General features: G+C 60.1%; 20 protein-coding genes. 6 read left to right on the top strand and 14 right to left on the bottom strand.

All coding sequences use genetic code 11. From position 1 onward, the window contains the following. Positions 1-192: 192 nt before the first annotated feature. The 9 genes from msrQ to mrcB form a co-directional block, all read right to left on the bottom strand. Positions 193-813: a protein-methionine-sulfoxide reductase heme-binding subunit MsrQ gene (msrQ, locus tag JFT44_RS18460; RefSeq protein ID WP_170060131.1), complete on the bottom strand. Its 621-nt coding sequence runs from the start codon at positions 811-813 to the stop codon at positions 193-195. After that, on the bottom strand, positions 813-1,826 hold the full coding sequence (gene msrP, locus JFT44_RS18455; RefSeq protein WP_120731579.1) for a protein-methionine-sulfoxide reductase catalytic subunit MsrP: 1,014 nt from the start codon (positions 1,824-1,826) through the stop codon (positions 813-815). The genes msrQ and msrP overlap by 1 nt, the downstream gene beginning before the upstream one ends. A gap of 63 nt (positions 1,827-1,889) precedes the next feature. After that, the gene (gene pssA, locus JFT44_RS18450) at positions 1,890-2,747 is read right to left on the bottom strand and encodes a CDP-diacylglycerol--serine O-phosphatidyltransferase (protein ID WP_029298897.1); all 858 of its coding nucleotides are present in this window, start codon (positions 2,745-2,747) and stop codon (positions 1,890-1,892) included. A gap of 143 nt (positions 2,748-2,890) precedes the next feature. Next, positions 2,891-3,907, bottom strand: a complete 1,017-nt coding sequence (gene ilvC / locus JFT44_RS18445) for a ketol-acid reductoisomerase (protein WP_003194132.1) — start codon at positions 3,905-3,907, stop codon at positions 2,891-2,893. Between the two features lie 47 nt (positions 3,908-3,954). Beyond that, complete coding sequence (ilvN, locus tag JFT44_RS18440) at positions 3,955-4,446, bottom strand: acetolactate synthase small subunit (RefSeq protein WP_003176102.1); 492 nt, start codon at positions 4,444-4,446, stop codon at positions 3,955-3,957. A 2-nt stretch (positions 4,447-4,448) separates the two neighbouring features. Then, positions 4,449-6,173, bottom strand: coding sequence for an acetolactate synthase 3 large subunit (locus tag JFT44_RS18435; protein WP_057960672.1), 1,725 nt, complete (start codon positions 6,171-6,173; stop codon positions 4,449-4,451). A gap of 431 nt (positions 6,174-6,604) precedes the next feature. After that, positions 6,605-6,934, bottom strand: a complete 330-nt coding sequence (locus JFT44_RS18430) for a YqcC family protein (protein WP_057960637.1) — start codon at positions 6,932-6,934, stop codon at positions 6,605-6,607. Then, the gene (locus JFT44_RS18425; RefSeq protein ID WP_057960638.1) at positions 6,934-7,665 is read right to left on the bottom strand and encodes a M48 family metallopeptidase; all 732 of its coding nucleotides are present in this window, start codon (positions 7,663-7,665) and stop codon (positions 6,934-6,936) included. The genes JFT44_RS18430 and JFT44_RS18425 overlap by 1 nt, the downstream gene beginning before the upstream one ends. Positions 7,666-7,681: 16 nt before the next feature. Further along, positions 7,682-10,006, bottom strand: a complete 2,325-nt coding sequence (gene mrcB, locus JFT44_RS18420; protein WP_120731577.1) for a penicillin-binding protein 1B — start codon at positions 10,004-10,006, stop codon at positions 7,682-7,684. Between the two features lie 117 nt (positions 10,007-10,123). Between mrcB and JFT44_RS18415 the strand changes: the two genes are divergently transcribed. From JFT44_RS18415 to JFT44_RS18405, 3 genes are all read left to right on the top strand, one after another. Next, entirely contained in the window at positions 10,124-11,680 is a 1,557-nt protein-coding gene (locus JFT44_RS18415; protein WP_057960640.1) for a bifunctional aminoglycoside phosphotransferase/ATP-binding protein, read from the top strand. 91 nt (positions 11,681-11,771) lie between these two features. After that, positions 11,772-12,116: a pentapeptide repeat-containing protein gene (locus JFT44_RS18410; protein ID WP_057960641.1), complete on the top strand. Its 345-nt coding sequence runs from the start codon at positions 11,772-11,774 to the stop codon at positions 12,114-12,116. 201 nt (positions 12,117-12,317) lie between these two features. Beyond that, complete coding sequence (locus tag JFT44_RS18405; RefSeq protein ID WP_057440152.1) at positions 12,318-12,590, top strand: TfoX/Sxy family protein; 273 nt, start codon at positions 12,318-12,320, stop codon at positions 12,588-12,590. Positions 12,591-12,859: 269 nt separating this feature from the next. Here JFT44_RS18405 and JFT44_RS18400 read toward each other — a convergent pair whose 3' ends face one another. Genes JFT44_RS18400 through JFT44_RS18390 form a run of 3 tightly spaced genes read right to left on the bottom strand, consistent with a single transcriptional unit; the run spans position 12,860 to position 15,539 of the window. Beyond that, on the bottom strand, positions 12,860-13,627 hold the full coding sequence (locus JFT44_RS18400; protein WP_057440153.1) for a heme ABC transporter ATP-binding protein: 768 nt from the start codon (positions 13,625-13,627) through the stop codon (positions 12,860-12,862). Next, positions 13,627-14,664, bottom strand: a complete 1,038-nt coding sequence (locus tag JFT44_RS18395) for an iron ABC transporter permease (RefSeq protein WP_057440154.1) — start codon at positions 14,662-14,664, stop codon at positions 13,627-13,629. The genes JFT44_RS18400 and JFT44_RS18395 overlap by 1 nt, the downstream gene beginning before the upstream one ends. Next, positions 14,661-15,539, bottom strand: a complete 879-nt coding sequence (locus tag JFT44_RS18390) for a hemin ABC transporter substrate-binding protein (RefSeq protein ID WP_057440155.1) — start codon at positions 15,537-15,539, stop codon at positions 14,661-14,663. Before JFT44_RS18390 ends, JFT44_RS18395 begins: the two co-directional genes overlap by 4 nt. Positions 15,540-15,713: 174 nt before the next feature. On the opposite strand from JFT44_RS18390, the gene JFT44_RS18385 reads away from it, so the two are divergent. Continuing rightward, positions 15,714-16,031 carry a Rieske (2Fe-2S) protein gene (locus JFT44_RS18385; RefSeq protein ID WP_057960643.1) on the top strand — a complete coding sequence of 106 codons (318 nt, stop codon included), beginning with the start codon at positions 15,714-15,716 and terminating at the stop codon, positions 16,029-16,031. Here JFT44_RS18385 and sfsA read toward each other — a convergent pair. Further along, complete coding sequence (sfsA, locus tag JFT44_RS18380; protein WP_198831007.1) at positions 16,028-16,741, bottom strand: DNA/RNA nuclease SfsA; 714 nt, start codon at positions 16,739-16,741, stop codon at positions 16,028-16,030. The two genes, JFT44_RS18385 and sfsA, sit on opposite strands and share 4 nt — an antisense overlap. After that, entirely contained in the window at positions 16,741-17,913 is a 1,173-nt protein-coding gene (locus JFT44_RS18375) for a pyridoxal phosphate-dependent aminotransferase (RefSeq protein WP_057960645.1), read from the bottom strand. Before JFT44_RS18375 ends, sfsA begins: the two co-directional genes overlap by 1 nt. A 320-nt stretch (positions 17,914-18,233) precedes the next feature. Here JFT44_RS18375 and dksA point away from each other — a divergent pair, with 320 nt between their 5' ends. Then, positions 18,234-18,677 carry an RNA polymerase-binding protein DksA gene (dksA, locus tag JFT44_RS18370; protein ID WP_057440158.1) on the top strand — a complete coding sequence of 148 codons (444 nt, stop codon included), beginning with the start codon at positions 18,234-18,236 and terminating at the stop codon, positions 18,675-18,677. A gap of 84 nt (positions 18,678-18,761) precedes the next feature. Then, entirely contained in the window at positions 18,762-19,649 is an 888-nt protein-coding gene (gluQRS, locus tag JFT44_RS18365; protein WP_057960646.1) for a tRNA glutamyl-Q(34) synthetase GluQRS, read from the top strand. The last annotated feature ends 32 nt before the right edge of the window (positions 19,650-19,681 follow it).

Raw genomic sequence — 19,681 nt, 5'->3', positions numbered from 1 at the left:
TTCGACCGAGAGGATCGAAACGTTAATAGAGCCAAACAACACTGCTCTACCAACTCCTTCTGGGCTTCGATGAACTGAAGCAACTCGCTGTCGAATTCTGCGTAACTCTTTGTTTACCAAGGAGTTTCCCGTTTCGACTGCGCCGGAAGTGGGGCGAATTATAGACTTCCAGAATCTGCCGTCAAGCGTTAATTACGCTTTTGTTGCAGAAGGTGCTTTTTTAGCAATAAGGCGGGGAATTCGACGCATCACCGGTGGAATCCGCAGGACCAAAAGCAGCCCCCCTATAGAAGCATAGATAGCCCACTCCTTCAGGTCGGCACGCACGATCCACAGCATATGCAACAAACCAAGCCCCAGAATCACATACACGAGGCGATGCAACTTCTTCCAACGGGTACCCAATCGACGCTGGCTATAGCGATTGGATGTCACCGCCAACGCCAGCAAACACAGGAACGCCAACGCTCCCACAATAATGTAGGGGCGTTTGCGCAGCTCGACGCCCAACTGCGACCAATCCAACCCAAGGATAAATACACAATAAGCCGCAAGGTGCAGCACCACATAAGCAAAGCACCACAACCCCAACTGCCGGCGCACAGCGATCCACCCCGCCCAACCGCTCAACTTTTGCAGAGGCGTCATCGCAAGCGTGACCAGCAGCAAGATCAGCGTTCCCAGCCCCAGCCGATCAACCAGCACTTTGCCGGGATCAGGCCCCAAGGTAAGACTCCAGGCCTCATACAACCAGTACAACGGCCACACTGCCGCAGCTATAAAGACGCCAAGGCGCCAGAGGGGGTAGCGCATCAGTAGTTCTTCCGCAGATCAAGACCCGTATAAAGAGAAGCGACCTCATCCGAGTAGCCATTGAACATCTGCGTCTCGCGCACATTCGGGCTGAACAAGCCGCTAGGCAGACGTCGCTCCCGCGCCTGGGTCCAGCGAGGATGATCGACCGTGGGGTTCACATTTGCATAAAACCCATACTCATCCGCCGCAATGCTTTGCCAGGTGGTTTTCGGCTGCTCGCTCACCAGGCTGATCCGCACGATGGACTTCACACTCTTGAAGCCATACTTCCAAGGCACCACCAGCCGCAGCGGCGCACCATTCTGGTTGGGCAGTTCACGGCCATACATGCCCACCGCAAGGATTGCCAAAGGGTTCATCGCTTCATCCAGACGTAACCCTTCTATATAAGGCCAGTCGATCAGGCCGAAACTCGAACGCTGGCCCGGCATGCTCTTGGGATCCTGCAGAGTTTCAAAGCGGATGTACCTGGCCTTGGAAGTGGGTTCGACCTGTTTAAGCAAGGCCGATATAGGGAAGCCGATCCAGGGAATGACCATCGACCACGCCTCGACACAGCGTAGACGATAGATTCGCTCCTCCAACTGATACGGCTTCATGAAGTCCTCCAAGGCATAACGCCCAGGCTTGGCGACCTCACCATCAATCACGACGCTCCACGGCTCCGTCTTGAGGGAACCAGCATTCGCCGCCGGGTCGCCCTTGTCGGTACCGAACTCATAGAAGTTGTTGTAGTGGGTCGCATCTTTGAACGGGGTGATGGCTTCGTCTTTGACCGTCACCGCCTGCCATTGGGTGCCTGGCAGCTTCTCGGCAAACCAGCCGGGAGCTTTGCCCGGCTCGACATCGGCATAACGCGCGGTATCAGCTGCACTCGCCCAACGCGGCAGGCTGCTGGCAGCAATACCGGCAAGCGCACCACCGAGCAAACTGCGGCGGGAGAAATAGAGGGATTCCGGGGTGACATCCGATTCGTGACAATCGGACGCTTTAGGCAACTTGATTAACATGGCAACTCCGCAGCATTGGAGAACTGATGCACCAATAGACTGCGGAGTATGGGGGAAATTACATTAAGGCAATGTTTTGTCCCGCCGCAGATGCAACAGGTACTGAACCGGACCCGAAGCCGCATACACCAGGAACGCCAGCAACAGAATCCGCGGCGGATCACTGAAGACCACTGCGAAAACCAGCACCACTACCAGAATCGCCACAAAAGGCACCCGCCCCTTCAGGTCGAACTCCTTGAAGCTGTTGTACTTGATATTGCTGACCATCAGCATGCCGGCCGCCGCAACCATCAAGGCCACCAGGAACGACATCTTCGATCCCTGGATACCGTAGTCACTGAACGCCCAGACAATACCCGCCACCACACCTGCCGCAGCAGGACTGGCAAGGCCAATGAAGTAACGCTTGTCGGCAGTCCCCACCTGGGTATTGAAACGCGCCAGGCGCAGTGCAGCACCGGCCACGTAGATGAAGGCAACCATCCAGCCAACCTTGCCCATATCACCCAGGGCCCAGGCAAACGCCAACAGCGCAGGCGCGACACCAAAGGCAACCATGTCCGACAGCGAGTCGTATTCGGCACCGAAGGCACTTTGCGTATTGGTCATGCGCGCTACGCGGCCATCCAGGCCGTCAAGGACCATGGCCACAAAGATCGCGATGGCAGCAAAACCGAAGTATTTGCTGGCACTCGCCGCATCACCTGCCGCCAGCGCACTCTGGGCACTCATGGAATTGATGATGGAGTAGAAACCGGCAAACAGGTTCGCCGTGGTGAACAGGTTGGGCAGAAGATAGATGCCACGATGCCGGACCTTGCGGCCTTCCGCGTCATGCCCTTCTTCGACATGCTCATCGATCGGTAGCAGGCTTTCGGCGTCAGAGGCCTGGTTTGGCTCTTCGGGACGTTCGCTCATGGACTTTACCTTGCAACGGTGTGAAAAAATTCGACAGACACTTGCGGCGAGTGTTCGCCCGCAAACGATGCAGCTTTATACCAGAACCGGCCCGCAAACGAAAAAACGCGGCCTAGGCCGCGTTTTCCCTTGATGCATCCGACTTAGTTTTTGGCTTTGTCGACGATCTTGTTGGCACCGATCCACGGCATCATGGAGCGCAGTTGCTCGCCGATGACTTCGATACCGTGAGCAGCGTTGTTACGACGCTTGGCGGTCATCGAAGGGTAGCCGGTTGCACCTTCGCTGATGAACATTTTGGCGTACTCGCCGTCCTGAATACGTTTCAGGGCGTTGCGCATGGCCTGACGGGATTCGGCGTTGATCACTTCCGGACCTGTCACGTACTCGCCGTACTCAGCGTTGTTGGAGATCGAGTAGTTCATGTTGGCGATACCGCCTTCGTACATGAGGTCAACGATCAGCTTCAGTTCGTGCAGGCACTCGAAGTAGGCCATTTCTGGCGCGTAGCCAGCTTCAACCAGGGTTTCGAAACCGGCTTTTACCAACTCAACGGTACCGCCACACAGAACGGCTTGCTCGCCGAACAGGTCGGTTTCGGTCTCGTCCTTGAAGGTGGTTTCGATGATGCCGGTACGACCGCCACCGACGCCAGCAGCGTAGGACAGTGCAACGTTCTTGGCGTTGCCCGAGGCGTCCTGGTAGATCGCGATCAGGTCAGGGATACCGCCGCCCTTGACGAACTCGGAACGCACGGTGTGGCCCGGTGCTTTCGGCGCGATCATGATCACGTCGAGGTCAGCACGCGGCACGACCTGGTTGTAGTGGATCGCGAAGCCGTGGGAGAAGGCCAGGGTGGCGCCTTTCTTGATGTTCGGCTCGATTTCGTTCTTGTACAGCGAGGACTGGAACTCGTCCGGGGTCAGGATCATGACCAGGTCGGCAGCCGCAACAGCAGAAGCCACGTCAGTGACTTTCAGGCCGTGGGCTTCAGCCTTGGCAACGGTAGCCGAGCCTTTACGCAGACCGACAGTGACGTCGACGCCGGAGTCTTTCAGGTTGCACGCCTGGGCGTGGCCCTGGGAGCCGTAACCGATGATGGCGACTTTCTTGCCCTGGATGATCGACAGGTCACAATCTTTATCGTAATAAACTTTCATGAGGTTCCTCTATATATCCAGGCCGTAAGGCCATTCGCTAATTTGGGTTAGATGCTGAGTACTTTGTCGCCACGGGCAATCCCGGTGACGCCACTGCGTACGGTTTCCAGAATCGAGGCCGTCCCGATCGACTGGATGAAGCTGTCCAGCTTGTCGCTGGTACCGGTCAGTTGAACGGTATAAACGCTGGCGCTCACATCGACGATCTGCCCACGATAAATATCGGTAGTCCGCTTGATCTCGGCACGCTGGGCGCCCGTGGCCTTGACCTTAACCAGCATCAGCTCGCGCTCGATGTGGGCACTTTCCGACAAATCGACCAGCTTGACCACTTCGATCAGCTTGTTGAGGTTCTTGGTGATCTGCTCGATCACTTCATCATGGCCTACAGTGGTCAACGTCAGGCGCGACAGGGTCGGGTCTTCGGTCGGGGCCACCGTCAGGCTTTCGATGTTGTAGTTGCGCTGCGAAAACAGGCCGACCACACGAGACAGAGCGCCCGGTTCGTTCTCCAGAAGCAGGGAGATAATGTGCCGCATGATTAGGTCCGCTCCGTCTTGTTCAGCCACATGTCGCGCATAGAGCCGTCTTTGATCTGCATCGGGTAGACGTGCTCGCTGGTGTCGACCTGGATGTCGATAAACACCAGACGATCCTTCATGGCGAACGCCTCTTCCATCTTCGGCTTGAGATCCTTCAAATCGGTGATGCGCATGCCGACATGGCCATAGGCTTCAACCAACTTGACGAAATCTGGCAGCGATTCCATGTAGGAATGGGAGTGGCGACTGTTGTAGCTCATGTCCTGCCATTGGCGAACCATGCCCAACACACCGTTGTTCAGGCAGACGATCTTCACCGGCAAGCCATATTGCAGGCAGGTCGACAGCTCCTGGATGTTCATCTGGATGCTGCCTTCACCGGTGACGCAGGCCACGTCAGTGTCCGGGAAGCTCAACTTCACACCCATGGCCGCCGGGAAACCGAAGCCCATCGTGCCCAGGCCACCGGAGTTGATCCAGCGGTTAGGCTTGTCGAACTTGTAGTACTGCGCGGCAAACATCTGGTGCTGGCCCACGTCCGAGGTCACAAAGGCGTCGCCCTTGGTCACTTCACACAGGGTTTCGATCACGGTCTGTGGCTTGATGATGCTGCCGTCGCCCTTGTCGTAAGGGAACAGGCCGCGATCACCGCGCCATTCGTCGATCTGCTTCCACCAGCTGGCGACCGACTCCTTGTTCGGAGTTTCGCCAATGTCCTTGAGCGCGGCGACCATTTCGGTCAATACGCTCTCCACAGGACCGACAATCGGCACGTCGGCCTTGATGGTCTTGGAGATGGACGCCGGGTCGATGTCGATGTGGATGATCTTGGCATTCGGGCAGAACTTGCTCGCGCCATTGATCACCCGGTCATCGAACCGTGCACCCACGGCCAGGATCACATCAGCGTGGTGCATGGTCAGGTTGGCCGTGTAGCTGCCGTGCATGCCGAGCATCCCGACGAACTGACGATCCGAACCCGGGAAGGCACCGAGGCCCATCAAGGTGTTGGTGACCGGCAGGTTGAGCATCTTGGCCAGTTCGGTCAAAGGTGCGGAACCACCGCCCAGGATCACGCCGCCACCCGAGTACAGCACTGGACGCTTGGCCGCCAGGAGCATTTCTGCCGCCTTGCGGATTTGCCCCGAGTGCCCACGAACGGCCGGGCTGTAGGAACGCAGCTTGGCTTTCTTCGGGAAAACGTATTCGAATTTTTCCGCCGGGTTGGTCATGTCTTTCGGGATATCGACCACCACAGGACCCGGGCGACCGGATTGCGCGAGGTAGAACGCCTTTTTCATGATTTCCGGGATTTCCGAGGCGTGCTTGATCATGAAGCTGTGTTTCACGATCGGCCGGGAAATACCGATCATATCGGTTTCCTGGAATGCATCAGTGCCCACCATGGTGCTCGCCACCTGGCCGGAAATGATCACCATCGGAATAGAGTCCATATACGCAGTCGCGATGCCAGTAATGGCATTGGTTGCGCCTGGGCCGGACGTTACCAGTACCACGCCGGCTTTGCCGGTGGCACGGGCATAACCGTCAGCCATATGGGTCGCGGCCTGCTCATGGCGAACCAGGATGTGGTTGACAGCCGGTTCCTTGAACAGTGCGTCGTAGACATGCAGCAGAGCACCACCTGGGTACCCGTAGATATAGTCGACGCCTTCGTCACGCAAAAAGCGGACGAGCATCTCACCGCCAGATAAAAGCTCCACGTTGTTCACCTCTAAAACGCCAGAATACCGTCCGTTAAAAACCGACGGGTCTTAATAGGTTTACTTCTCAACAGAGCATGAGCGACGGTGGTCGCCGACTACGTCAGCACTGACTGAGCAAGTATTGGGATCGTCCCAAGTGTTGCGGGCTTTTCCCACCCAGCGCGAGGTAACGCGTTGCGGGTGTAACAGGTCGGCGCGGATGTGCGCCTCATGATCTGCTGAGCGGGCCTGCTTCTGGCAGTCCCGATACAGCGGACTTTGGATTCTTCTGTTTCAGCCCCTTCAAGTCAAGCAATAATTGCGCTTTTTTCCAACTAAGCGCATGTGAACGTAGAAGAAAGGGCTTTGAGGAGGGATAAAACTCGCCTGAATGTCGTCAAGCGGTAGAAATGTGCGCAAGACTGCCGGAAAACCCGGCAGTCAGGCAATTAACGAGCGCCGACGATCAGTTGGTCGAACTTTTTCAGCGCCGACCGTAGGCCGAGGCTCTCTTGAAGACGATCGGCGTAGACCATCTCGGCCATCTCCAGAATGCCCGAGGCATTGGGCAACGGCAGGTCCTGCTCGAGGATCTGTTTCATGCGACCCAGGAAGATCCACTGCAACCACTGATGAAAATCCAGGGTATCAACCGAAAACGGCTCGACGCTGCTCAGCGCCTCGGCACTGGGGGACACTTCATCCCACCAGCCCGCCAGGCGCAATTCGCGCTCAATCAGCAATAACTGCTCGGCAATTGCCGGAAAACGAGGATCCATCAGAGACTGACCTTGGCCTTTTGCCGAGCCTGGGCAGCACCGGCAGCATCACCTTGCGCAGCGCGCGCGTCGCCAATCAGGGCCCACAGACTGGCCTGCAGGTCAGGACGACCGTTAGCCATGGTCAGGCCACGACGGGCGAACTGTTCGGCTTGTGGCGCATCCCCCTGGGCCATGCGCACTTGCGCCAGGCGGTAGAGCACCTGCGGTTCACGTGGCGCGACACGCTGGGCGCGCTCGAGGCTGGACGATGCACCGTTCAAGTCTCCACCGGCTTGCTGTTGCTGCGCAGTGGTGAGCAAGGCCAGGACCGGACCGTCCAACTGCTCGTCGGCGGACAGGCCACCGGCGTTGGCCGAAGGAATCCCGCTCGGGGTCGAGGGCATGTTGTAGGTGCCCTGGTTGATCGGCGCGCTATCAATCGGCGCGGAGTTCGACGGCCCAGGTGTGATCGGGCCCGGTGTCCATGGCGCCGAGCTGATCGGCGCAGACGTAGTAGCGCCGCCCCCCGGAACCATTACCACCACTCCGGAATCCTGGGGTACAGCCTGGGTTGTGGCAGGGTTTGGACGCGTGGTCACGGTCTGGCGGAAGCCGCCGTTGGCCGAGATCCGGTCATTGTTGGACACGGCCGTGCCGGAATCCACCACCGGGATGGACCCGCGCTGCACGGTGGAGCAACCACTGAGCAAAGCTAACGTTGTAATAGCCGGAATCAACCACTTGTTCACTTGAAATCCTCTTTGCTTAATTCATCCAGCCCTTGACCCAATCCATCACCGAATCGGCATCCGTGGGCACACCTGTGCCACATGGAGCGCCGGCTGGCGGTTCACTGCCGCGAATATACGGCATCTGCACCGCGCCCGGACAGTTGGCATCGGAGCCCTGCCCGGTATGGGGGTCGATCCAGGCCTGCACGATGTTGTCGGGTTGCGGCATGTTCAGTGGCAGCGGGTCGGCCTTGCGCATAAAACTGGTCCAGACCTGCAAGGCGCCGGTCGCCCCCGTGAAGGGTGTCTTGCCATTGTCATCGCGCCCCAGCCACACCACCGCGAGCAGGTCCTGGCTGAAACCGGCGAACCAACTGTCCCGGGAATCGTTACTGGTACCGGTCTTGCCGGCCAGCGTCAGGTTGCCCGGCAGTGAGCTGTACACCGAGCGCCCGGTCCCTTCGCGCATGACCCGCTGCATGGCGTTCTGGGTCAGATAGATGGAGGCCGGATCAAAGCGCTGCTCGATCTGGAACGGGTAGCGCTTGAGCGGCTCGCCTTCCGCCGTAAGCACACTGCGGATCCCGCGCATCGGTGTATTGAAACCACCGTTGGCCAGGGTCTGGTACATGGTCGCCACTTCCATCGGGCTCAAGCCCCCCGCCCCCAGCAACATCGAAGGGAACGCCGGGAACTCGCGGCTCACGCCCAGGCGCGCCAGGGTCTTGAGGACGTTCGGCACCCCCAGCTCCAGGCCCAGCCGCGCCGTGGACAGATTGTAGGAGTGTGCCAGGCCCTGGTACAGGAACACCGTACCGTGGGAGCGACGGTCATAGTTCTGCGGCTTCCACACCTGGCCATCGGCGCCCTTGACCGAAAACGCTTCGTCGGACAACCAACTGGTCAGGGTGTACTTGCTCGGTTTTTCCAGCGCCGTGAGGTACACCGCCGGCTTGATCAGCGAGCCAATCGGCCGTACGGCATCCAGGGCACGGTTGAAGCCGGCAAAACTGGCCTGGCGGCTGCCGATCATGGCCTGGACTTCACCGGTTTCCGGATTGGTCACCACCATGGCCGCCTCAACCTCATCCGAACCCTTGCGCCCGGCCAGGCGCTTGAAGGTATCGCTGACCGACGCTTCGGCCTTCATCTGCAGGATCGGGTCGAAACTGGTGAAGATCCGCAGGCCTTCTTCGGTCAAGTCCTCGTCGCGATAGTCTTCGCGCAACTGGCGCTTGACCAGGTCGATGAAGCCGGGGAATGAACTGTCGGCCAACTTGCCACGGGTAGTGACACCCAGAGGCATCTTCTTCGCGGCAGCGACCTGTTCTGCGGTGGCCACGCCCTGCTGTTCCAGCACGTCGAGGACCAGGTTACGACGTTCCAGGGCCCGCTCCGGGTTGCGGCGCGGGTTGTAATAGGACGGCCCCTTGACCATGCCCACCAGCAACGCCACCTGATGCAGCTTGAGCTCGGACAATGGCTGGCCGAAGAAGAACTGACTGGCCAGGCCGAAACCATGCACCGCGCGCTGGCCATCCTGGCCGACGAACACTTCGTTGAGGTAGGCCTCCAGGATCTCCTGCTTGCTGTAATGCAGCTCCAGCAACATCGCCATCATGGCTTCAGTGAGTTTACGGGTCAGGCTGCGCTCACTGGTCAGGTAGAAATTCTTGACCAATTGTTGCGTCAGCGTACTGCCGCCCTGGGTCATGCGGCCACCCGAGGTGTTGACCCAGATGGCGCGGGCGATGGACTTGGGCGATACGCCCCAGTGGCTGTAGAAATCCCGGTCTTCAACCGCGACCAGGGTTTCCAACAGATACGGCGGGACCTGATCAATCTTGATCAGGATGCGATCTTCAAGGTTCTTCGGGTAAATCCCGCCGATCAGCAATGGCTCAAGGCGCACCACCGGCAGCTTGCCGCCGTTGAGTGCGGAAAGCTCGGCCACGTAATCCCCGGAGAAACGCACACGCACCGGCTGGGCCTTTTCCAGGCCTTCATAGAACTGGAAGCCCCGGGTGTTCAAGTCCACGGTATTGCCGCTGACCGCCGCCGCCCCCGGACCGTTGGCCACGGCTTCGCGTCGGTAACCCAGCGCATCGAGTTCGGTAAGGAAGTCAGCCTTGCTCAATTTCTGGCCGGTAAACAGCTCCAGCGGGCGAGCGTACACCTTCGCCGGGATGGTCCAGCGCTTGCCAGAGAACTTCTCCTGGACCACGGCATCGAGGTACACCGCGACGCCTGCGAGTGCCACCAGGCCAACCAGGCCGAGCTTGATCGCCCAGCCCAGCCAGGGGCGCAGGCTGCGGGGAGGAGGTTTTTTACGGGAACGGGGAGATCGGGTACGAGTCATGGCGGCGGATTATACGCATTTTATTGATGATCAACATGAACCGGACGGCGGTTTGCATGACCGACTTGAGCGGCCATAATGCGCTCCATTATTTTCCCAGACTCCGAAGGATCGCCCGTGAGCCAGCCCCTGATTGCCGCCCTGCAAAACCCGGCCCTGTTTCCTCATCCGGTCGAAGCGTTTCAAGTCATCGAAACCCATATTTCCTGGGTTCTGCTCACTGGCCCCTACGCCTACAAGATCAAGAAACCGGTGAACTTCGGCTTCCTCGACTTTACCCAGTTGGACGCCCGCTCCCACTTCTGCAACGAGGAACTGCGCCTCAACCAGCGCCTGACACAAGATTTGTATCTTGAAGTGTTACCGATCACCGGCAGCGTTGAAGCCCCGCAACTGGCCGGCGAAGGTCCGGCCATCGAATATGTGCTGAAAATGCGCCAGTTCCCGCAAAGCCAACTGCTGAGCACCTTGCAGGCCAATGGCGAGCTGACCAGCGGCCACATCGACGAAATGGCCAGCCAGATTGCGCAGTTCCACTTGAACGCGCCCAAGGTTCCCGAGGCGCACCCGGCCGGCACGCCGGACGAGGTGATGGCACCTGTACAGCAGAACTTCGAGCAGATCCGCCCGTTTCTCAGCGACAAGGCCGACCTGGCCCAACTGCAAGCACTGCAAGCCTGGGCCCAGAGCAGCTTCGAACGCCTCAAGCCCCTGCTGGAGCAACGCAAGCTCAATGGCTTTATCCGCGAGTGCCACGGCGACATTCACCTGGGCAACGCAACGATGATCGACGATCACGTGGTGATCTTCGACTGCATCGAGTTCAACGAGCCGTTCCGCTTCACCGACGTATGTGCCGACACTGGCTTCCTGGCCATGGACCTGGAAGACCGTGGCCTCAAGTCCCTGGCCCGACGCTTTATCAGCCAGTACCTGGAACTGACTGGCGATTACCAGAGCCTCGAACTGCTGAACTTCTATAAGGCCTACCGTGCCCTGGTGCGGGCCAAGGTCGCCCTGTTCAGCATGCCGTCCGAAGCAACGCCTGTAGAGCGTGCAACCACCCTGCGCCAATACCGTAACTACGCCAACCTGGCCGAAAGCTACAGCACCATCCCCTCGCGCTTCCTGGCAATTACCCACGGTGTGTCGGCCACCGGCAAAAGCCATGTGGCAATGCGCCTGGTCGACGCGCTCGGTGCCATACGCCTGCGCTCCGATGTAGAACGCAAGCGCTTGTTTGGCGAGCAGCAAGTGGAGAACACCCCACAAGCCGGGATCTATGCCTCGGATGCCAGCGCAGCGACCTACGCCCGCCTGCATACCCTCGCCGAAACCGTGCTGCGCGCGGGCTTCCCGGTGGTCCTGGACGCCACCTACCTCAAGCGTGAACAACGCGACGCCGCCGCCAAAGTCGCAGAGGCCACTGGCGCGCCCTTCCTGATCCTCGATTGCAATGCACCACAGGCAGTGATCGCCAACTGGCTGGCGAAACGTCAGGCAGATAAAAACGATCCTTCTGACGCCACCCTGGAGGTCATTGAGCAGCAGCAAGCCAGCCGCGATCCTCTGAGCGCCGAGGAACTGCTACTGAGCAAGCGGGTCGAGACCAATGAAAGCGGGACGCTGGACGCGCTGGTTGCCCATGTTCGTCAACACCTGCCAGGGCTGTAAGAAATATTTCCTGGCTGTGAAGCAGTTAACAGCTCACAGCCAGCAATAGTGGCACTATAATGGCGCCATGAATCCAACAGGAGATGCCGCCATGGGCCAGCCGAAGTTGCTTGATACCCCGCTCTACGCGCTGCTGCATAAAGATGACATCCATGGCTTCAATCAGGAACGCCCCAAGGATGGCCCCATTGATATGCGTGGCGGTGACTTCCGCGGGCTCGACCTGCGCCACCTGGATGCCGAGGGCGTGGATTTTACCGACGCCTATTTCCGTTCGGCCGATTTGCGTGGCCTGGACCTGCGCGCTTGCGCGCTGGAAGGCGCCAGCTTGGCCCATGCGCAGATTTCGGGCACTTACTTCCCGCCTGAGCTGAGCGCTGACGAGATCCTGATGTCGGTCAATTTCGGCACTCGCCTGCGTTACCGCACCCGCTGACAACACGCCCTTATCCCCAGCTACGCGCAACGCGGGCTGGGGGCTTGCGCCACTCGCCGTCAATAATCCAGCGCCAGCCTTAGAAGCGTTTACATCGTTTCTGAGCAAAGAACTACGCTTTTCCTACTGAGCGCTACACTCCTTTCAGGCTTGCCTGGTCACGATACCCACCGAACCATTCGGCCGTCGCAAGGAGGCTTAATGAACGATGAGCTGCAACACCTGAAAAACCTTGGCAAGACCTCTGCGCAATGGCTGCATGCGGTGGGCATCCATAGCGCTTCAGACCTGCGTCGCCTGGGCGCCGTGGACGCCTATCGGGCGGTACGCAGTCGTGGCTTTCGGGCGTCCAAAGTCCTGCTGTATGCCATCGAAGGCGCATTGATGGATGTGCATTGGAACGATATTCCAACTGAGCGCAAGGAAGCCTTGAATCGCCAATTGGAAGTTTTGTCGGTACGCAACAAGAACTGAAACAGTCCGGAGCCCAGGATTTACGGGAATTTCAAACATGCGTTTGAGGAAAAGCCCCAGGGCGTAAAAACAAATATTGACTCTCAAATGAGAATCGTTATGATTATCACAACTGGTCGCGAGATCAGCCGATAACTGAAAGACCCTTGGTTCGGACTCTCAGTTTATCTCCTCATCAGGCTAATCACGGTTATTTGACCCGGCTCTTGCCGGGTCTTTTTTTGCCTGGGTTTTATGAACCCGGCACATGGCTGCAGCCACGACGAACCTCAGCGGGCAATGACCAACGGATGACCTAGTTCAGGATGGGGCTGCACCAGCACATCCAGGCCAAACACGGCCTTGAGCAATTCTGGGCGCAATACCTGCGCCGGCGTACCCAGGGCATGGGGGCGGCCGTTTTCCAGCAGCAAAATGCGGTCACAGTAGCGCGCCGCCAGGTTCAGGTCGTGGAGGATCACCAGCACAGCCGCGCCACGATCAGCAAAGCTGCGGATCGCCTGTAAGGTGGTGTGCTGGTGCAGCGGGTCGAGCATCGACGTCGGTTCGTCCAGCAATAATGTCTGCCCCGCCTCGCCCGGCCAGAGCTGCGCCAGCACTCGCGCCAGGTGCACACGCTGGCGCTCGCCGCCAGACAAGGCCAGGTAACTGCGCCCGCTCAAGTGGCTCACGTCAGCGGCCTGCAAGGCGGCGTCGATGATTTCAGCGTCGCGCGCCCGACCGGTCTGATGGGGCAGTCGTCCCATGCCCACCACTTCCTCGACGCGAAACGCGAAATCCAGGGTCGACACCTGTGGCAGCACCGCCAGCCGCTGGGCCCGTTGCGCACCCTGCCAATCCTTGAGTTCGCGGTCATCCAGCCAGACCTGGCCTTCATCCGCCTGCAACTGCGCGCACAACGCGCCCAGCAACGTACTTTTGCCGGCGCCATTGGGGCCAAGCACACCCAGGACTTCACTGGGCTTCAGGTCCAGGGTCACGTCGGTCAATACGGTTTTGCGACCGCGGCGGATCTGCAGGTTTTCCACTCGCAGCATCAGGCGCGCCCTCGCAACAGCAGGTAAAGAAAAAACGGCGCGCCAATAAAGGCGGTAACAATGCCAATGGGCAACTCAGCGGGCGCCAGGGCCAGGCGGGCCACCAGGTCGGCGAATAACAACAGGCTCGCCCCCGCCAGCACCGAGGCCGGCAGCAGCACGCGATGATCCGGCCCCGCCAGCAGGCGCACCAGATGCGGCACCACCAGCCCGACAAAACCAATCAACCCCGCTGCGGCGACCGCGGCGCCAACCCCCAGGGCCGTGCAAAACACCAGCTCACGCTTGAGCCCCTCGACATTGATCCCCAGATGACTGGCTTCCGACTCCCCGAGGAGCAAGGCATTGAGCGCCTTGGCCCGGCGCGGCAGCCACAGCGCCACCCCGGCACTGACCAGCAGCAACGGCCACAGCCGCGAGTAACTGGCGCCATTGAGGCTGCCGAGGTTCCAGAACGTCAGGGTGCGCAAGGTGGCGTCATCCGCCAGGTAAGTGAACAGGCCCACCGCCGAGGCCGCCAGGGCGGTCAGGGCGATACCGGCCAACAGCATGGTTGCGACATTGGTCTGGCCATCACGCCGCCCCAGGCGATAGACCAGCGCCGTCACGCCCAAGCCACCGAGGAATGCACACAGCGACAGCAGATACGGCCCCACCGCATCCGGCAGGCCACCAAAGGCCGCGCCGCCGACGATAGCCACCGCCGCCCCGAGCGCGGCGCCACTGGACACACCAACCAGCCCCGGGTCGGCCAAGGGGTTGCGAAACAACCCCTGCATGGCCACCCCCGACAGCGCCAGCACCCCGCCGACCGCCAACCCCAACAAGGTGCGCGGCAAACGGATCTGCCCCAGAATCAACTCTGCCTGCTCCAGCCCCTGAGCCTCAAGGGGCACGCCAAGCAAGCGTAACGCGGCGCGCAATGTGTCGAGCAACGGCAGGCTGACCGGCCCCAAAGCCAAGGACAGCCAGATCGCCAATACACACAATAGGCTCAGGCCTATAAACAGGGCGCGTGGTTTAACCAGAGTGGTCATGGGGCGGCTTGGGTTTTAGCGGGGTAGAACCCGGCGGACAAGGCTTGCAGGCTGGCCGGCAACCGTGGGCCCAGGCCCCCGACCAACAAGGTGGGGTCCAACTCAACGACCCGACCGGTCTTGGCCGCCGAGGTGTTCGCCAGAATCGGATTTTCCTTGAACAAGGCTGCGCGGGCCGCCTCGCCACTCAGGGCACGGTCGGAGAACACCAGCACTTCAGGGCTCAGCCCCGCCAGGGACTCCACCGAAAACGGCTTGTACCCGGTGTGCGTCGCCAGATTGCGTCCACCGGCTTGTTGCAGTACCCAATCGGCGGCGGTGTCCTTGCCGGCGATCAACGGCTTGCCGCCGGCATGTCCGAGCACCAACAGCACGCCTGGGGCCTTTTGCCGGGTTTGCGCCTGGGTCACGGCGGCTTTTTGCAGGTTTAGTTGCTGTTGATACGTACTGAACAGCGCCATGGCCCGGTCTTCAGCCCCCAGCAACGCGCCCAAGTGTTGCAGGTTGCCTTGCAGGGTGGGCAGGTCCGGCTGTGCGGAGAACAGCTCCACTTGCACCCCGGCATTGCGAATCTGCGCCAGCACTGGGGGCGGTCCCATTTCCTCAGTGCCCACCAGGATTTGCGGGCGCAGGCTCAAGATCCCTTCGGCCGACAGCTGGCGCTGGTAACCGATACTGGGTAATGCCTTGAGCGATTGTGGGTGCTGGCTAGTGGTGTCGACGCCCACCAGCTTTGACTCGCCCCCCAGGGCCACCACCCACTCCGACAACGCCCCGCCGGCGCTGACCCAGCGTTGTGGCGGTTCAGCGGCTTGCGCCACGTGGTTGACCAGCAGTCCGACAACAAGCGCAATAGCGCTGGTACTCAGGCGCATAAAAGGGTTTCCTTCCAGGGGGTGGAGCCAGTCATGCGACCGTCTGAGCACGCAGTCAGCTAACAGGCGAAGCCGGCATTTGATAATTGTTTGCATTTGAACGTCAAGCACCGGGCTCACCCGCAAACCCCGGATCACTCTACAGCCCTTGACCCGTACCACCTGAGAACGCTTATGAAGTTTCTATGCCCCTCCCACGAACTGGCACCCGACAGCAGCCGCGGCTTCGATATCGACGGCCGCAAGCTGTTTGCCGTGCGCCGCGAAGGCCGGGTGTATTTCTATATCAACCGCTGCCCTCATCGCGGCGTTCCGCTGGAATGGCAGCCGGACCGCTTTCTCGATCCCAGCGCGAGCATGATCCAATGCGCCACCCACGGCGCGTTGTTTCTGATCGAAAACGGTGAGTGCGTGGCCGGCCCGTGCGCGGGCCAAAGCCTCAGCCCCCTGCCCGGCCGCGAAGACGCACAGGGGTTGTGGGTGCAACTCTAGTCGTTGAGCAACACCGTCAATGGCCGATCAATATAGATTTGCTGCGCCCCCACCTGCACGCCGTACGCCAGGACTTCCACCCCGGCAGCTTTGGCTTCACGCAGTGCCGCCGCGTAGCCCGCGTCGATTTCCTCGGCCGGCCTTACGCTGTCGATGCCCGACAGGTTCACACAGTACAACTGCACCGCCCGCACGCCGCTGCGGGCCAAATGCGCCAATTCGCGCAAATGCTTGGCCCCACGCTGAGTCACCGCATCGGGAAACGCCGCGACAGAGGTGCCGTCAAACCCCAGGGTGACACTTTTGACTTCGACATAGACCGCGCCGTCGGGATAGTCCAGGCGAAAGTCGATGCGGCTTTTTTCCTGGCCATACGGCACTTCACGCTTTAGTCCGGTAAAGCCATTGAGCTCGGTGATCACCCCGGCATGCAGCGCTTCTTCAACCAACGGGTTGGCGCGTGCGGTGTTGACGCACGCCAGGCGCCCCTGGGGCGTTTCAGCGATTTCCCAGGTGCCCGGCAGCTTGCGCTTGGGGTCGTTGGAGCGGCTGAACCAGACTTGTCCGCCTTCGACCATGCAGTTGAACATCGAGCCCGTGTTTGGGCAGTGAATGGTGAGCAACTCGCCGGTAGCGGTTTCGATATCGGCCAGAAAACGCTTGTAGCGGCGAATCAGCCGACCTTCTTCGAGGGGAGGATGAAAGCGCATCAGCCTTGCCAGCTCCGCAAACCACGGGCAATCCGCTCCACCGCTTCCTGTAGTCGATCGAGATTTTGCGTGTAGGCAAAACGCACATGATGCCCCGCCTGGAAGCGACCGAAATCCAACCCGGGCGTGAATGCCACGTGTTCGGTTTCAAGAAAATGCCGGCAAAATGCAAAGGCATCGCCACCAAAGGCGCTGATATCGGCATACAGGTAAAACGCCCCTTCAGGCTCGACCGCAATACCAAAACCCAACTCGCGCAAAGCCGGTAGCAAAAAGTCACGCCGGCGACCGAATTCGGCCCGTCGCTCTTCAAGGATCGCCAGAGTCTGCGGGGTAAAGCAGGCCAATGCCGCATGCTGGGCCATGCTCGGCGCGCTGATGTACAGGTTCTGCGCCAGTTTCTCCAGTTCGCCCACGGCTGCGGGGGGCGCCACCAGCCAGCCCAGACGCCAGCCGGTCATGCCGAAATACTTTGAAAAACTGTTTAAGACAAACGCCTCGTCATCCACTTCCAGCACGCTGGCCGCGTCAGTGCCGTAGGTCAGGCCGTGATAGATCTCATCCACTACCAGGTGGCCGTTGCGGGCCTTGATCGCGCTGGACAGGCCCGCCAGTTCATCACGGGTCAGGATGGTCCCGGTCGGGTTGGCCGGCGAAGCGACCAAGGCCCCCACGCTGTCCTGATCCCAGTAGCGCTCCACCAGATCGGCAGTCAGTTGGTAGCGCACCTCGGGGCCGACCGGCACCAGTTGCGCCGCACCTTCCACCAAGCGCAGGAAATGCCGGTTGCAGGGGTAGCCCGGGTCCGCGAGTAGCCAATGCTTGCCGGGGTCCACCAGCAGGCTACTGGCCAGGAGCAAGGCCCCGGAGCCGCCCGGGGTGATCAGGATGCGCTCGGGGTCGATACTCAAGCCATAACGCTGCTGGTAGAAGCCACTGATGGCCTCGCGCAGTTCCGGCAAGCCACGGGCGGCGGTGTAGCGGGTTTTGCCGTTGGCCAGCGCGGCCTGGCCGGCCTGGATGATCGGTTCGGCGGTGGTGAAGTCCGGCTCGCCGATTTCCAAATGAATCACATCATGGCCTGCGGCCTGTAGCTCATTGGCCCGCGCCAGTAACGCCATGACATGAAAAGGTTCGATAGCTCGACTGCGAGCACTGTAGGGCTGAGCCATTAGCCTTCCTTAACAATGAGGACAAAATCGGGATTCTACCGAACCCGCGAGGTAAAACATGCTCTATTGCCTGCCTGGCCCAGGGCAATGAGCCGGGCAAGCACCTGCAAAACGACTAAAATCAACATTCGAGACAATGCATACCCAGCCATTGCCGGTCGCAGCAGTTTGCAACCCCGGCACGACGGGCCTCGACAACCGGGAGTGGCGCACCCCGAAGCTATCTGGTAAGTTCGCCCGCTTGCAGCCGCAGGGCCGGCAGGTGTCGGTGATGTTGCAATCCTGCGCAATGGATTAGAAGAGTGAGAGGCGGTCTATTCATGTCCACCCAAGCAAAGCAACAGCAGACTCAAGGTCTCGGCGGCTTCGAACCTTACGTAGAAAAGAAGGGCGAAGAATACATGGGCGAGCCCATGCGCGAGCACTTCACCAAGATCCTGAACAAGTGGAAGCAGGACTTGATGCAGGAGGTCGATCGTACCGTTGGCCATATGAAGGACGAAGCAGCCAACTTTCCTGACCCGGCAGACCGTGCCAGCCAGGAAGAAGAATTTGCCCTGGAATTGCGTGCGCGCGATCGCGAGCGCAAGTTGATCAAGAAGATCGACAAGACGCTGCAACTGATCAAGGACGAAGAGTACGGCTGGTGCGAATCCTGTGGCATCGAGATCGGTATTCGTCGCCTGGAAGCCCGTCCTACCGCAGACATGTGTGTGGACTGCAAGAACCTTGCAGAAATCAAGGAAAAACAGGTCGGCAAGTAATCCCTGCCGGGCCGAACAAATGGGGCGTGCAAACGCCCCATTTTTGTTTCTGGGGTTTGGCGGTTTTCCAGTAATATCCAGGCCATGACAGCCTCTCCCTATATCGGGCGTTTCGCCCCCACCCCCAGCGGCCATTTGCACTTCGGCTCCCTGGTTGCAGCCCTCGCTTCCTATCTCGACGCCCGCGCCAATCAAGGCCGCTGGCTGATGCGCATGGAAGACCTCGACCCTCCCCGTGAAGAGCCCGGCGCCCAGGCGGCAATCCTGCATGCTCTGGAAAGCTATGGTTTTGAATGGGACGGGGAACTGGTCCGACAAAGCGAGCGGCATGATGCCTACGCCAAAGTCCTGAACGACATGTTCAACCATGGCCTGGCCTACGCCTGCACCTGCTCACGCAAGCAACTGGAACCGTATAACGGCATTTACCCGGGCCTGTGCCGCAACGCCGGCCACGCTCAGCAGGATGCTGCCATTCGCCTACGGGTTCCCGAACTGGAATACCATTTCACTGACCGCGTACAAGGCCAATTCCGACAACACTTGGGCCGCGATGTAGGCGATTTCGTCATCCGCCGCCGCGACGGCCTGTATGCCTACCAACTGGCGGTGGTGCTCGACGATGCCTGGCAAGGTGTCACCGATATCGTGCGCGGCGCCGACCTGCTGGACTCCACGCCGCGCCAGCTGTACCTGCAAGAACTGCTGGGCCTGCGCCAGCCGCGCTACCTGCATGTACCGCTGATCATCCAGCCGGACGGTAACAAGCTGGGTAAATCCTACCGCTCGCCGCCGCTAACGCCCGACCAGGCCACACCTCTGCTACTCAGGGCCCTGCGCGCCCTCGGCCAGCAGCCGGGGGATGAGCTGCTCCACGCCAGCCCACAGGAACTGCTCGGTTGGGGCATCCGGCACTGGGATGCCACCCGGATCCCGCGCACACTGACCCTGGCCGAAGCGCAATTGCACTGAAGACGCTTGCAGCCTGCCAACCATCCGTTAAC

It is taken from the genome of Pseudomonas sp. MF5691 (assembly GCF_016405645.1).
Classification (GTDB): Bacteria; Pseudomonadota; Gammaproteobacteria; order Pseudomonadales; family Pseudomonadaceae; genus Aquipseudomonas; species Aquipseudomonas shahriarae.
The sequence above is the reverse complement of the archived record's forward strand: the minus strand, read 5'-3'. Positions and strand labels throughout refer to the sequence as shown.